Below are 13555 nucleotides of genomic sequence, written 5' to 3'. Positions count from 1 at the left end.
GTCACCGCGGAAGGCCCGCGGCCGCCGTCGTACGCCCTACTTCTTTTCGGCGTATGCCTTGTAGGCCTTGTTGGCCAACTCTACGTATTTGCCCATGCCCTTGCTGTCCAGCTCTTTGACGTAGGCGTCGAACTCCGAGAGGCTGCGCTGGCCGGTGATGAACTTCAAGGTGTTCTGCTTGACGTGGTCCTTCAGTGGCGTGAGAGTCAGGGTGGCTTGCTCCCGGTCGGTGTCGCTGAACGGCACGGGCGGGGCAACGGGCCTGGGCTTCTTGCTCTTCATGGCCTTTTGGAAGGCCAGCTCTTCCTCATTGAAGGTGGACTGGAGCAGGTCCGTGGTGCCCCCGTAGGCGAAGTTGCCGCCGGAGAAGCCGTAATCCACGCGCAGGTCTTTGGTGCCGCCCGGATTCAGGCCCTGGAAGTTGATGTCCTTGGCCAGGACGCGTTTGCCGCCTTCCTTGTTGTAGGTGGTGCCCTGCACTCCCCACTTGGCGAACTCCTGGCCTTCGTCGCTGTAGAACAGCCAGTCGATGTACTGCATCAGCGCCACGAAACTGTCCTTGTCCTTCACGGACGCGTTCAGCATGATGCCGTTTTCCAGCCGGGAACCGCCAATGACATCGCCTGCGGGGCCGCCGGGAACCGTGATCTTTCGGACGGCGAAGTTGCCCTTCCCCAGAGACTGCTCCATTGACGTGCGGTACGTGATGATGTTTTGGGAGTTGGCGCTGATCACAAACGACTTGCCGGAGGTGAACTTCTGGATGGCGGAATCATCGGTCTGCGTGAAGCTTTCCGGATCCATCAGCCCCTCCGAAACCAAGGAGTTGAAGTAGGTCACAAGATCCTTGAACTGGCCGCTGCCGGCACCGAAGGCGAACTCCTTCTTGCCTTCATCGAACGTCAGTCCGTCCACCAGGCCCCAGCCTGCCACGGTGCCAAAGGCGGTGCCGGCAATGTTCAGCACGCTGTTGCCGTTGAACCGGTCGGAAAAGGGCACCACATCGGGATGGTTCTTCTTGAGTTTGCGCAGCACCTCCCGGAACTCGTCCCAGGTCTTGGGCTCCGCGATCCCGTCCTTCTCCAGCACGTCGGTCCGGAACGCCAGCGTGTAGTCCGGCCAGAGTTCCTCGTGCAGACCGGGCAGGACGTAGTACTTGCCGTCCTCCTGGGTGAGGCCTGCAATCTCAGGCTCCAGCTTCCACTTCTTGATCTTGTCCTGGTAGTGCGGCATGAGGTCCACGTAGTCGCTGACGGGAAGGACGGCGCCGGAGGATACATACGCGCTCTCCTGCCCCGGGTAGGTCTTGGCAATTATCTCCGGAGCCTTGCCCGAACTGATCAACAGGCTGCGCTTCTGCTCGTAGTCGCTGCTGGGAACGATGGTCGGTTCCAGGGTGACGTTGTTGTCGCTGGCCATCTTGGAGAACAGGAGCCAGTCCTTCTTGTATGGGTAGGTGGGCTGATCGCTGAACAGGAAGGTGAAGCTCAGCGGCGCCGTCGCCTTGAACGTGTCCCCAACCCCAAAGCTGTCCATCGCACCATTGCGGGCCTTTGAGGTATCGGCCTTGCTGCCGGAGTCAGAGTCACATCCCGCCATCACCAGGCCGAAGGCTGCGAGCGCGGACAGGCCGAGGAAATCTCGTCTGCGGATCATGGGTTTTCCTTTCATAAGGGTTATTCCTTGACGGAGCCGAGCATGACGCCCGAAAAGAAGTACTTCTGGACAAAGGGGTAGACGCAGAGGATGGGGATCACGGTCAGGACGATGGTGACGGACTGGATGTTCGCGGCAATCTGGCCCACGTTCTCCGCCGTACCGCCGGCGGAGCCTGCCGTGGTGACGCCGGCAATCATGTTGCGAAGGTAGATGGTCACCGGGAACAGATCGGGGTTGTCCAGGTACAGGAACGCCTGGAACCAGGAGTTCCAGTTGGCTACTGCGTAAAACAGGACCATGGTGGCAACGATTGCCTTGCTCAGCGGCAGGACCACCTTGAAAAGCACCCCGTACTGGGTAAGTCCGTCAATGGCGGCCGCTTCCTCCAGTTCACGCGGCATGTTCTCGAAGAACGACTTCATGATGAGCAGGTTGAAGACGCTGATGGCGTTGGGCAGCACTACGGCCCATAAGGTGTCCCGCATTCCAAGCGAGGTGATGAGCACATAGTTGGGGATCAGGCCGCCATTGAAGAACATGGTGAACACCGCGATGCCGATGAACAGGCTGCGCCCCTTCAGGTCCTTCCTCGCGATTGCATACGCGAAGCTGGTGGTCAGCACCATGGAGATAGCCGTGGCCACCACGGTGTACAGAATCGTGTTGCCGTAGTTCCGCCAAAAGACCGAGTCGGCCAGGATCAGCTGGTAAGTCTCGGTGTTGAAGCCCATGGGGAACAGGTTGACCTTGCCGGCGTTAATGAATCCTTCGCTTGAGAAGCTCTGCGCCAGGATGTTCAGGAACGGATACAAGGTCAGGAACACCACCACCAGCAGGAAGGCCAGGTTCACCACCCGGAACAGCCGCATGCTGCGTGAAACCTTCATGTCCTTGACCAGGACACCTGTGTCCTTTGGTGCTGCTTTCGCGCCGGGTTCTTTCACGGCTGTCCCTTTCACAGTTGTCCCCTTCACCACAGGCTCGTTCCGGCGAGCCGCTTGGATATGGCGTTGGCGGAGAGAATCAGCGTGAGGCCGATGACGGATTCGAACATGCCGATCGCCGCCGCGTAGCTGAAGTTCGACGATTCAAGGCCCACCCGGTACAGGTAGGTGGAGATGACATCCGAGGTCTGGTAGTTCAGCGGGTTGTAGATCAGTAGGATCTTTTCGAAGCCCACGGCCATGAACGTGCCGATGTTGAGGATCAGCAGTGTGATGATGGTGGGCCGGATGGCCGGCAGGGTCACATGCCAGGTCTGCTGCCAGCGGTTGGCGCCATCGATCCGGGCTGCCTCGTACAGCGATTCGTCCACCCGGGTCAGGGCGGCCAGGTAGAGGATGGCTCCCCACCCCATGGTCTGCCACACCTCGGAGCTGATGTACATGGGCCGGAACCACGCGGCGTCCTGGGTGAAGTTAACCGTGGTGCCGAACAGCGAGTTGGCAATTTGGTTTACGGTGCCTGTCATGGAGAAGTTCTGCAGGATCATGCCGGCGATGATCACCACGGACATGAAGTGCGGCAGGTAGGCCACGGTCTGGACGAACTTCTTGAACTTCTGCGAACGCAGTTCGTTCAGCATCAGCGCGAAGATGATGGGCATCGGGAAGCAGAACAGCAGTGTCAGCACGCCCAGGATGATGGTGTTCTGGAACGCCTGCCAAAAGCTGGGATCGTTGATGAAGAGGGTGACGTATTTCAGGCCCACCCATTTCTCGCCGAAAATGCTGCCGCCGGGCTGGAACTGCCGGAACGCGATCACGTTGCCTGCCATGGGCAGGTACCGGAAGATGGCGAAGTAGGCCAGCGGCAACAGCACCAGGGTGTAGAGCCGCCAGTCCCGCCTGAAGGCCAGCTTCCAGCCTCCGGGTTTGTTCCGCGGTTTTTCAGTTCGCGCATCGGCGTCCGTGGGGACCGCCTCGGGAGGTACTTCCAATCGCATGGCCATGACTGCCTCCTACCGGCCCGTTTCCGCGGTTGAGTCTTTAGTGGGTATTTCCTCCAGCACCAGCACGCCGTTGGCGGCGAGCTCCACCGTGCCGGTGACATTGGCTCCGGTGAGCTGGTCTGTGCCGCCGTGCCCCACGTCCACCCTGGCGGGTGCATCGTTGTGGTTCAGGACCAGCAGGTAGCTGCGTCCGTTGCCGGCACGACGGCGGACCTGCACTCCCAGCGGCGCATCCAGTTCCGCGCGGATTCCCGCAGCGGCACGTTCAGTTGAGAGCAGTTCCGCAAGGAAGGAGCTGTCCACCCTGGCCGACAGGTACACGGCAGTGCCGGCGCCGAAGCTGTTGCGGGTGACGGCGGGCGAGCCTTCCAGCCGGCCGGAGGCATAGCTCGCAACAACGTCAGCCGTGGTGGTGTGCAGGTGCTCGGTCCAGTAATCGGCTGAGGCCGTACCGCCGTCGGCCGTTGAAAGCTTGACTGCCTCGCCCTCCCCGGCCAGCGGATGCATCTCCTCGCTCCACACCCCCAGGACGTTGCGCAGCGCGCCCGGGTAGCCGCCCAGGAGGATGGTGTTGTCCTGGTCCACGATGCCGGAGAGGTAGCTGGCCACCAGATGCCCGCCGCGGGCCACATAGTCCTCGATGTTCCCGGCGGCCTGGTCGGTGAGCAGGTACGACGCCGGCAGGACCACCATGCCGTACTGGCTGAGGTCGCTGGTGGTGTTCACGAAGTCCACGGATATGTTGGCGTCGAAGAAGGGGCGGTAGAGGCGGAGGACTTCCTGGGCGTAGTTCAGGTCCGAGCGCGGGGAGTTCCCCAGTTCCAGGGCCCACCAGCAGTCCCAGTCGAAGACCAGCGCGACCTTGGCGCTGGAGCGTGTGCCGGTGAGGCCGGCCAGGCCCTTGAGTTCCTGGCCCAGTTCACAAACTTCCCGGAAAATGCGCGTATTGGGCCCGGCGTGGTTGACCATGCCGGAGTGGAAGCGTTCGGTGCCGCCCCTGGCCTGGCGCCACTGGAAGAAGAGGATGGAATCGGCGCCCTGCGCGATGGCCTGGTAGGAGCCAAGCCTCATTTTGCCGGGCAGCTTGGAGACGTTGACGGACCACTGGCTGACGGCGCCGGTAGCCTGTTCCATCACCAGCCATGGCTGGCCGCGGCGGAGCGAGCGCATCAGGTCGAAGTTGAGCGCCGCGGCCACGTGGGCGTCTTCCTCGCGCGGGTCCGGGTAGATGTCCAGGGCCGCGGCGTCCTCCTCAGCAGCCCAGGCCCAGTAATCGTTGTTCTTGTAGAAGCGCATGAAGTTGGTGACAATCGGCAAATCTGGCGTGTACCGGCGCAGGATGTCCCGCTCGGCCTTGTAGTGCTCCAGCATGCTGTCCGAAGTGAACCGGTGGTAATCAAGGCGGCGGGACGGGTTGGACCACGTGCGCGGCCGGGCGGGTGCGTTCACCTGCGACCAGTCGGAGTAGCGCTGTCCCCATACGTCGGTGCTCCATGCCTGGTTCAGGTTCTCCAGGTCGCCGTATTTTTCCTGCAGCCATGCCCGGAAGGCGCGGTCGGCGTACGGGCCGTACGAGACCGGTCCGTACTCGTTGTTTACATGCCACATGCGCAGGGCCGGGTGGGCAGCGTAGCGCTCCCCCATCTTCTCTGCCATGGCCAGCGATTTTTCCCGGTAAGCAGGATGGGAGACGTCGAAGTGCTGTCGGGAGCCGAAGCCGAACGTAGAGCCGTCGGCCAGGACGGGCAGGATGTCCGGGTGCTGGGCGATCAACCAGGCCGGCGGGACGGCGTCCGGAGTGGCCAGGTCCACGCCGATGCCGTTCCGGTGCAGCAGGTCCATCACCTCGTCCAGCCAGCCAAAGTCGTAAAGACCGTCGGCTGTCTCAAGCCGGCTCCAGGAAAAGACGGCCAGGGTGACCAGGTTGACGCCCGCTTGCTTCATGAGCCGGACATCCTGGTCCCACACCTCGCGTGGCCACTGTTCGGGGTTGTAGTCACCCCCGTAGGCGATGCCGCCCAGACGTTCGTGCAGGCGTTTGAAGCGGTGTTCGGAGGTGCTGGTGCTGTGCTCGCGGGTCATCATCGTCCTTTTGTTGGCATCATGGCCGCGGGCTCCCACCAGTGCGACCTGCATCACAGTGAGAAACTATCGTAAAGTTTCAGCAATAACAACAGAAAACCGAAAGTGGGAGGAGACTCCGCGCCCCCTGCAACCACCCATAAGGGCGCCACTACCCAGAGAATGGGGCAGCGGAGTGCGGACTGGCCATCCTTTATGCATGGTTGCCCGAATAGGGATCTTTCCGGGCAGGCAGGAAAGTATCGGGTGGGGAGGGGGAAAGAAACCTACAGCGCTGCTTCCAGCTAAGCGCCCGGTGCCGTTCCACCCGCCTGGGGTTCCAGGACATCCTGGACAACCTCATTGTGGCGCAGGAACCAAGGCTTGAACGGGGGGTCGAAGCGGGCGAATCTCGGCGTCCCCACGGGAGTCAGCCCGGCCAGGGTGAGCGCAGCCTGCAGGCCGTCGTTGCGCTTCTGGAAAGCCGATGCCGAACCGCTGCCGGAGAATCCCAGCACTGCGGCAAGGGAACCTGGCACCGCGCGGATCCTGACCATGGGATCGGCAGGGACCGGAGCGCCGTCAGCTGTCACGCCGGCCGGAAGGACGAACGCCACCGAATATTCGGCAGGCTCCCCCGACCCCGGCACCGGACCGGACTGGAGTACGGGGGTGGTCATTGCCAGTTTCCGGGGCCCTGGTTCCTGGAGCACCGGAGCGGTCATGGCCAGTTTCTGCCGGGCATTATTGCTGCCGCTGATGTAGTTGAAGAGATGCCGGAAGGCGGCATTGCCGGCGCGGTCAAAATCCGCGGTGACCGTCACTTCGGCCACCACGTAGTCCGGATACCGGCGCAGCTCGAAATGCGGATAGCGCCGGATCAATTCAAAGGGCTGCTGCTCGGTCATGGTGGACCGAGCCTACGCCCGCCGAGCCGCAGCGGCCAGACCCAAGAGCCGTGACAGTCTCAGACCACGTGGTTTGTGGCGGGTTTCCGGAATTTGGCACGGAGGGCCGCGGTGCCAACCCCAAGGCAGAGCAGCAGTCCCAGCCCGCCGAAGATGACGGTCAGCACAATGCCCACGCCACGGAACCACACACCGTCGCTCTCATAACCCAGCACAACGGCCCTGGCCGGGTCATTTTCGGCATAGACCACCGTGGCTTCGCTGCCGACGACGGGATGCTGGTCGTGGTCAACGGCCGCGAACGTCCTGTGGGGCAGCCCGTCCGCCGCCGTGAATTCAACCTGCATCCTGCGCGAGGAGGCTTTGGTGACGTCCTTGAAGTGGACGATCGTTCCGGTGGCCTGTGTCCCGGTCCGCGCAAGCTCCTCGTCGGCGTTGATCATGAAACTGCCCACGCCAATCAGGATCGGGCCCAGGCAGATGACCAGGACGGCCACCGCAAGGTTCGCTTTTCCTTTCCACGACAACGCGGATTTGCGCTTTACATCAGCTCTGCCCCCAGTCACGCATCCCATTCTGCCGGAGCATGTCACCAAACCCACACCGCAGGCTGTTGCCCATTGATAAGCAAGCAGACCATAATAGTTAGCAGAACTAATTAGCACTGCTAAGGAACGTCAGCAGGAGGCGCACCCGCATACATGTCACCCACCCAAACGAAGAACACAGCAACCGCAGACCCCACTACGCCCGATACCCTCGCCATCGAGCTCCGCACCGCCGTGATGCGTACTTCACGCCGGCTCCGCGTTGAGGCAACGGGCGACATCATCACCCCCGGGCAATACACAGTCCTGGCCCTGCTGAACGGCAGCGGCCCCAGCACGCTCCGGGCACTTGCCGAGAGTGAGCACGTCCAGGCGCCGTCCATGACCAGGATCGTCAACGCGCTCGCCGACCAGGGCTTCGTCACCAGGAGCGCAGACCCCGACGACGGGCGGCAGGTCCGCGTGGACATCACGGATGCGGGAAGGACGGTCCTCGCCGAGGCACGGAGCCAGCGGACGGCCTGGCTGGCCCAGCGCGTGGCCGGGCTCAGCGAGGACGACAGGCTTACCCTCAGCCGGGCGGCCCGCATCATGCAGGAAATGAGCGGCAAATGAGCGCGATGTTCCGGGCCCTCGAAAACCCCAACTACCGCATCTGGGCCAGCGGTGCGATCGTTTCCAACATCGGCACCTGGATGCAGCGCGTGGCCCAGGACTGGCTGGTCCTGACCGTTCTCACCGACCACTCAGGCGCCGCCGTCGGCCTCACCACGGGCCTGCAGTTTTTGCCCATGCTGCTGTTCGGCCCTTACGGCGGAGTCCTGGCTGACCGGTACCGGAAGCGCATTATCCTCATGTGGACGCAGTTGGCCATGGCATCCACCGGCCTCGCCATCGGCCTCCTGGTGGTGACCGGCACCGCCCAACTGTGGCATGCGTACGTGGCGGCCTTCTGCCTGGGCGTTGCCAGTGCCGTGGACGCACCGGCGCGCCAGGCCTTCGTCTCCGAACTGGTGGGGCAGGAGAACATCTCCAATGCGGTGGCCCTGAATTCCGCCTCCTTCAACACCGCCCGGCTCACAGGCCCCGCGATCGCGGGGGTGCTCATCGCCTGGGTGGGAACGGGCCCGGTGTTCCTGCTCAACGCGGCGAGCTTCGCGGCCGTCCTGGTCTCGCTGTTCAGGATCCGCATTACCCAGCCCGCCCCGGTGGCAAAGGGCGAGCGGAACAAGCACCAGGTGGTTGAGGGCATCCGCTACGTGCGCCGAAGGCCGGACTTGATGCTGATCATGGTCCTGGTGGGCGTCCTGGGCGCGTTCGGCATGAACTTTCCCGTCATCAACTCGCTGATGGCCACCACCGAATTCCGCATGGGCCCGGGTGAATTCGGGCTTCTCGGTTCCATCATGGCGGTGGGCACCCTGGCCGGCGCCCTCCTGGCGGCCCGCAGGTCCCGTCCTCGGCTGAGGTTCCTGCTGGGCGGGGCGCTGGGCCTGGGTGTCTTCACCATCCTGGGCAGCGTCGCGCCGTCTTTCTGGGCCTACGCTGCCCTCCTCATTCCCGTGGGGCTGGCGTCCATCACGTTCCTGAACAGCTGCAATACCAGCATCCAGCTGTCCGTGGAGCCACAGTTCCGCGGTCGCGTGCTGGCCCTGTACCTGGCCATCCTGCAGGGCGGCACCGCCCTGGGTTCACCGCTGGTCGGTTGGATCGGGAGCCAGTTCGGCGCCCGCTGGTCCGTGGCCGCAGGCGGGATCGTGGTGCTGCTGGCGGGTGTCGCAGCCGTCATCGCGGTAACCAGGCGGAACCGGCTCACCCTCCGCGCCGCCCTGCGGCTGGCGCTGGGGCGGCGCCAGCCCGCCGTTTGAATTGGCTGGCGGGGGAAGGAACAGACGGCTTATTTGGGCCGTGGGCCGGTCCCCCAATGTCACACGTTACCGACCCACGGCAGTCTTAGTCCCCAGAAGCGGGCGGAAGGGCCAGCCGGCGCGTGAGTTCGTCGTCGACCAGGCAACGGAGAGCGGACGCGTGGTCCGGTTCGGTGGAGGAGTCTTGGCCGACGAGCGCGTGGCGCAGCAGGAGCAGGTCGGCGGCCGGGACGAGCGGCCAGCGCCGGAAGGCATGGAACACCCTGCCCTGTGAGCTGGTGCCGGGACGGATCCTCCCGGAAGGTGGCTGGTCAGCAGCGGCGTCCATCAGTGGCTCCCATGAGTAACTTGCCAGCTGACTGCTCAACCACGGGTATGCACAAGATACCCAGAACACGGCGGATAAGCCACCGGTTTCTACAACACGTGGATTTATGACGGAAGCTTGGCGACGATATCCACGGAGACTTCCACCGCCGGGACCGTCCCCCTGTTCTCCAGCCAGTGGGTGGTGTTCCGGTCCTCCGGCCAGCCCACTCCGGGCCCATAGTCCGTGGCGGCGCCGTCGCGGTGGTCGGTGATGGTTCCCTGCAGGATAAAGACGGTTCCCGGACGCCCAACATGGTTGTGGAGGGGCCCGAAGACCCCGCCGGGGTCGATCGTCACCATCCGCATCCGCAGCTGCCGGCCTTCCATCCCGTCAATCTCGCCATCAAGGTCTACGGCCGCCAGCAACTCCACCGAGACGCCTTTTGTCTCCGGAACCATCTCTTCCGCGCCCATTCCCGCGCCTTCCTTTCAGGCCGCTTACGACGGCGGCGCCGGCCTGCCGCTGCCACGCACCCGGGTGCGGGTGCTTTGGGCGGCACGTGCCGGCGTCGTACTTATGGCTTTGCTGCCAGGTGATTGAGTATGCGCCTGTGCAAGGGGGATGGCTACGTGACGGGGATCGAGGAAATGTTCAGGATGTTGCCCTCGCTGTCGAGGAACCACGCACCCTTGCCCATGCCTTCCATCGTTGCGATGCCGTTCTCGGTCTTGAGTCCCGGCATGTCGTACTCCTCAAAGACGACGCCGCGGCCCCGCAGTTCCTCCACTTCCTTTTCGACGTCATCGACGCCCCAGGACATCTGGGTGTTCTTGGCGGAACCGGCGTTGTCCGTCTGGTAGAGCAGGAAGCCCGTTCCCTTGCCGCAGCGGTAGATAAGGTTGTCGTTTTCGACCGTCTGGACCGGCTCCAGTCCCAACTTGTCCCGGTAAAACTCCCGTGCCCGGTCAATATCCTTGGCCGGCAGCACAGCCATGATTTCCCTATCCTTGAGCATGACAATTCTCCTTGTGCATTTAGTGGCGTTGCTCTCCCCCTGAAACAGTCCGGCCGTCCCGGCCGGGCCTCGTGGCCGTCCTTCCCGCCGATTGCCGGGGCGGCCACCTGGAACCCCTGGTTCCGCCGTGGCACAGGACAGCGGCGGGAGGTTCCCGAAGTCTACGAGGCCATTATGGAACCGAATTACCGGGGACGAAATAGGGGAATTTTATGGAATGCCGGGCCGCCGGCCGGCGCTTATTTCCGGGCCGAGCGCGCCGCTTTTCGGAACGCCGCGCCGGCCACAGAAACCAATGGGACAAGGCACACCAGCATGGCGATGGTGTTGGGGCGGAAGACCGCGCGCCCATTCACGGTCCGGTACACGCCCAACGGGACAACGAAACCGCCGCCCCCGCCGCCCGATGCCCCCTGGTCCGATTCCGTGCCGCCGCCAAAACCGAAGGACACCAGCGCCACCGGCACAATGTCCTCCCCGCCCACATTCACGGGAGAGCCGTACGCGCGGGCAACGCCCATGTTCTTGAAGGAGTCTGCGAGGGAGGAGAGAGTATCAGCCATGGCACCACGCTATGCACTGGCGCGGCCGGCTGGAAGGACCATAGGTCCCGCCGTCGTCCTGCGCCCTATTTCCGTATTTCCGCCATCCGCAGCCGGACGATGTCAGCGAGGACGTCGTCCGGCACTGGATGGTCCGCCGTGAAGCGGATGGTCCCCTTGGACAGGGAGTACCCCTCCAGCCGGCCGGCCACTGCCTCCACCACCGCGGAGGAGAACGGGAAAACCGAGAGGTGCTTTGCTGCGGCCACGGCCGCCACCAGCGGTTTGCCGTCCAGTTTGAGGGCGGGCATGCCGTAGCTCATGCCCTCCGTGGCGTCGGGAGCCAGGGACCGCGCAATCTCCACCACGTGCTGAAGGCAACTGCGGTCCGGTCCGTCAATCCTGTCCAGGGCTTCGTCAACGACACCCATGTGGCGGCCTCAGCTCTTTCGTGCCGCCACTGTGGCAGCCAACGCGGCCAGGCCGCGTTCGAAATCGGCGCCCACCATCTTGTCCATGTTCATGAACAGTGCAAACACCCTCCCCAGGCCCTTGTTCTCGCCGGTCATCCGCCAGGTCACTTCGGTGCCGCCCGGGGCAGGGGTGAACGTGAAGGTGGTGGGGTTCAGGGCCTTGAAGGGCTTGGTGAACTGCAGCCGGATCCGGACCAGATTCGACGGCACCGACTCCTCGATCTCCATGGTGCCGCTGCCCGCCTTGCGGTTGCCGCTCCACTCATACCCGGCCCCCGTGCCTGCTTCAGTGCCGAAGTAGCGGCGGCTCATGCGGGGGTCGATGGTCTCCCAGGGGGACCAGGCAGTCCATTCGTGGAAGTTGTTGACGAGCGGAAAGATGTCTTCGGCGGCGGCAGGGATGACGGAACTGCGGCGGACTTCAAAAGTGGACATGGGCCAAGCATAGGGGCGGGAACCGCCGCGGTTAAGGGAGGACCACGTTCACCGGGTCCTTGCCCTCCAACAGCAGCCCGATCTGCTTCCTGAGCAACCGGACCATCCGGGGGAACATGGCCGAACTGGCGCCGCCCACGTGCGGTGTGATGAGCACGCCGGGAGTGGTCCAGAGCGGATGGTCGGCGGGCAGCGGCTCCGGATCGGTGACGTCCAGCGCGGCCCGGAGCCGTCCGCTTGCGGTCTCTGCCAGCAAGGCCCCGGTATCCGCCACCGGGCCGCGGGCCACGTTGACCAGCAGGGCCCCGTCCGGCATGGCCGCCAGGAACTTCGCATCCACCAACTGCTTGGTGTCTTCGCCCAGGGGGACGCTGACCACCACAATCTCGTGCAGCGGCAGCTGCTGGTACAGCGAATCGATCCCGAGGATGGTCCCGCGCTCATCGTCGCGGGCGCGGCTGGCCATCCGGGTGACGTCGGTTTCGAACGGCAGGAGCCGGGCCTCGATGGCCTTGCCCACTCCCCCGTAACCCACCAGCAGCACGCGCCGGTCCGCCAGGCTGGGCCGCTGGCTGTTGTCCCACGTACCGGTTTCCTGGTTCCGGACAAAGTCCGGAATGCCGCGCTGGGAAGCAACCATCATCCCCACGGCGAGCTCCGCCGTCGAGGTTTCATGGACTCCCGCCGCGTTGGCGAAGGTGACGCCGGCGGGCAGCACCGAGGCGACGCCGTCGTACCCGATGGACTGGCTCTGCACCAGGCCGACGTCCACGCCCTCCAGTGCGGCGAGCGCCGCCGGTTTGCCCATGTAGCCGGGCACCAGCAGGTCCAGCCGGCCGTCCGGCGCCGGCCCGGTGAGGTCCCACAGGACAAAGTCGACGCCGTCAATCGGCGCCAGTGCGTCCAGCAGGTCCCGGGACGGCAGGCACACGCGCAGGCGGGCCGTCATGCGGCAACCATCAGCTTGACGTTGGCGGCGCGCAGGGCTGTCTCGATCTCCCGCGGCGGCGGAGCGTCCGTGACCAGGATGTCCACCGCGTCGAACGCCGCCAGCCGCGCCAGCGCGTACCGCAGCATCTTCTGGTGGGTTGCCACCACCACTACCTGTTCCGCTGAATTCATAAGGGCGATCTTAGTGGCGCGCTCCACGTCGCGCTCAATATAGAACGCCTCGTCATGGATGCCGCTGACGCCAATAAAGGCTGTCTTGGCACGGAGTCCGGAGGCGGCGCTGACGGTCATCGGTCCGTTGAACGCCTGGCTGTCCAGCAGCAGCTCCCCGCCCAGGCAGATGGTGCGCGCCGCCGTCAGCTGCAGGCAGCGCTGGATGGCGGGCGCGGAGTGCGTGATGATGGTGCCGGTGAACGACGTGGGCAGTTCCTGCGCGATCTGGTACGTCGTGGTGCCGGCATCAAGGATGATGGCATCCCGTTCGCCAATCATCGAGAGGCACACCCTGGCCACCCGAAGCTTCGCGTCCGCGTCCTCCCGGACGCGCGCGGCGAAGTTCGCGTTCTGGCCATGACCGTCCACGGCGCTGACGCCGCCGTGGACCACCCGGGCCAGTCCGCGCTTGGACAGCACCCGGGTGTCCCTCCGCACCGTCATGTCGGAGACGGCAAAGGTCTCCGCCAGATCATTTGTTGAAATGAACCCCCGGCGGCCCAGCTCATCGAGGATGGTGCGCTGGCGGGGTGTCAGCGGCGCCTCTTTATCTGCGGTGCCCATTGGCTGTTCTCCCTCCCCCGTGCGCCGGGCAGGAGCCTGGCGGGATGTTGCAATTCC

At 64.2% G+C, this 13555-nt stretch carries 16 protein-coding genes; 2 read left to right on the top strand and 14 right to left on the bottom strand.

Translation table 11 applies throughout. The features are described from left to right. Positions 1 to 36: 36 nt before the first annotated feature. The 6 genes from LDO86_RS04715 to LDO86_RS04690 all read right to left on the bottom strand — a co-directional run bounded on the left by LDO86_RS04715 (position 37) and on the right by LDO86_RS04690 (position 7145). The gene (locus LDO86_RS04715; RefSeq protein WP_018771331.1) at positions 37 to 1656 is read right to left on the bottom strand and encodes an extracellular solute-binding protein; all 1620 of its coding nucleotides are present in this window, start codon (positions 1654 to 1656) and stop codon (positions 37 to 39) included. A gap of 20 nt (positions 1657 to 1676) precedes the next feature. Beyond that, positions 1677 to 2546 carry a carbohydrate ABC transporter permease gene (locus LDO86_RS04710; protein ID WP_026266084.1) on the bottom strand — a complete coding sequence of 290 codons (870 nt, stop codon included), beginning with the start codon at positions 2544 to 2546 and terminating at the stop codon, positions 1677 to 1679. An 83-nt stretch (positions 2547 to 2629) separates the two neighbouring features. After that, on the bottom strand, positions 2630 to 3610 hold the full coding sequence (locus LDO86_RS04705) for an ABC transporter permease subunit (RefSeq protein ID WP_018771333.1): 981 nt from the start codon (positions 3608 to 3610) through the stop codon (positions 2630 to 2632). A 9-nt stretch (positions 3611 to 3619) separates the two neighbouring features. Continuing rightward, positions 3620 to 5746: a beta-galactosidase gene (locus LDO86_RS04700; protein ID WP_224084468.1), complete on the bottom strand. Its 2127-nt coding sequence runs from the start codon at positions 5744 to 5746 to the stop codon at positions 3620 to 3622. A 230-nt stretch (positions 5747 to 5976) separates the two neighbouring features. Continuing rightward, on the bottom strand, positions 5977 to 6579 hold the full coding sequence (locus LDO86_RS04695; protein WP_018771335.1) for a heme-binding protein: 603 nt from the start codon (positions 6577 to 6579) through the stop codon (positions 5977 to 5979). A 59-nt stretch (positions 6580 to 6638) separates the two neighbouring features. Then, positions 6639 to 7145 carry a DUF3592 domain-containing protein gene (locus tag LDO86_RS04690; RefSeq protein WP_043425439.1) on the bottom strand — a complete coding sequence of 169 codons (507 nt, stop codon included), beginning with the start codon at positions 7143 to 7145 and terminating at the stop codon, positions 6639 to 6641. A gap of 135 nt (positions 7146 to 7280) precedes the next feature. Between LDO86_RS04690 and LDO86_RS04685 the strand changes: the two genes are divergently transcribed. Both LDO86_RS04685 and LDO86_RS04680 read left to right on the top strand, forming a co-directional pair. Continuing rightward, entirely contained in the window at positions 7281 to 7742 is a 462-nt protein-coding gene (locus LDO86_RS04685; RefSeq protein ID WP_018771337.1) for a MarR family transcriptional regulator, read from the top strand. Beyond that, the gene (locus LDO86_RS04680; RefSeq protein ID WP_026266085.1) at positions 7739 to 8995 is read left to right on the top strand and encodes an MFS transporter; all 1257 of its coding nucleotides are present in this window, start codon (positions 7739 to 7741) and stop codon (positions 8993 to 8995) included. Before LDO86_RS04685 ends, LDO86_RS04680 begins: the two co-directional genes overlap by 4 nt. Positions 8996 to 9080: 85 nt before the next feature. Here the strand turns inward: LDO86_RS04680 and LDO86_RS04675 are convergent, their stop codons facing one another. From LDO86_RS04675 to LDO86_RS04640, 8 genes are all read right to left on the bottom strand, one after another. Continuing rightward, the gene (locus tag LDO86_RS04675) at positions 9081 to 9323 is read right to left on the bottom strand and encodes a hypothetical protein (RefSeq protein WP_018771339.1); all 243 of its coding nucleotides are present in this window, start codon (positions 9321 to 9323) and stop codon (positions 9081 to 9083) included. A 104-nt stretch (positions 9324 to 9427) separates the two neighbouring features. Then, positions 9428 to 9778, bottom strand: a complete 351-nt coding sequence (locus tag LDO86_RS04670) for a cupin domain-containing protein (RefSeq protein ID WP_018771340.1) — start codon at positions 9776 to 9778, stop codon at positions 9428 to 9430. A 152-nt stretch (positions 9779 to 9930) separates the two neighbouring features. Then, complete coding sequence (locus LDO86_RS04665) at positions 9931 to 10320, bottom strand: VOC family protein (RefSeq protein WP_018771341.1); 390 nt, start codon at positions 10318 to 10320, stop codon at positions 9931 to 9933. Positions 10321 to 10559: 239 nt separating this feature from the next. Beyond that, positions 10560 to 10883 carry a hypothetical protein gene (locus LDO86_RS04660; RefSeq protein WP_026266086.1) on the bottom strand — a complete coding sequence of 108 codons (324 nt, stop codon included), beginning with the start codon at positions 10881 to 10883 and terminating at the stop codon, positions 10560 to 10562. A gap of 65 nt (positions 10884 to 10948) precedes the next feature. Further along, a complete protein-coding gene (locus LDO86_RS04655) occupies positions 10949 to 11293 on the bottom strand; it encodes a DUF1801 domain-containing protein (RefSeq protein ID WP_018771343.1) in 345 nt (114 codons plus the stop codon). A 9-nt stretch (positions 11294 to 11302) separates the two neighbouring features. Further along, positions 11303 to 11770 (bottom strand): SRPBCC family protein, encoded by a 468-nt coding sequence (locus LDO86_RS04650; RefSeq protein WP_018771344.1) that lies wholly within the window; start codon positions 11768 to 11770, stop codon positions 11303 to 11305. Between the two features lie 31 nt (positions 11771 to 11801). Further along, positions 11802 to 12719 carry a 2-hydroxyacid dehydrogenase gene (locus tag LDO86_RS04645; RefSeq protein WP_018771345.1) on the bottom strand — a complete coding sequence of 306 codons (918 nt, stop codon included), beginning with the start codon at positions 12717 to 12719 and terminating at the stop codon, positions 11802 to 11804. After that, on the bottom strand, positions 12716 to 13498 hold the full coding sequence (locus LDO86_RS04640; protein WP_018771346.1) for a DeoR/GlpR family DNA-binding transcription regulator: 783 nt from the start codon (positions 13496 to 13498) through the stop codon (positions 12716 to 12718). The genes LDO86_RS04645 and LDO86_RS04640 overlap by 4 nt, the downstream gene beginning before the upstream one ends. Between the last annotated feature and the right edge of the window lie 57 nt (positions 13499 to 13555).

It is taken from the genome of Arthrobacter sp. StoSoilB19 (assembly GCF_019977275.1).
Classification (GTDB): Bacteria; Actinomycetota; Actinomycetes; order Actinomycetales; family Micrococcaceae; genus Arthrobacter.
Note: the sequence above shows the minus strand (reverse complement) of the source record. Positions and strands in the feature narration are given on the sequence as shown.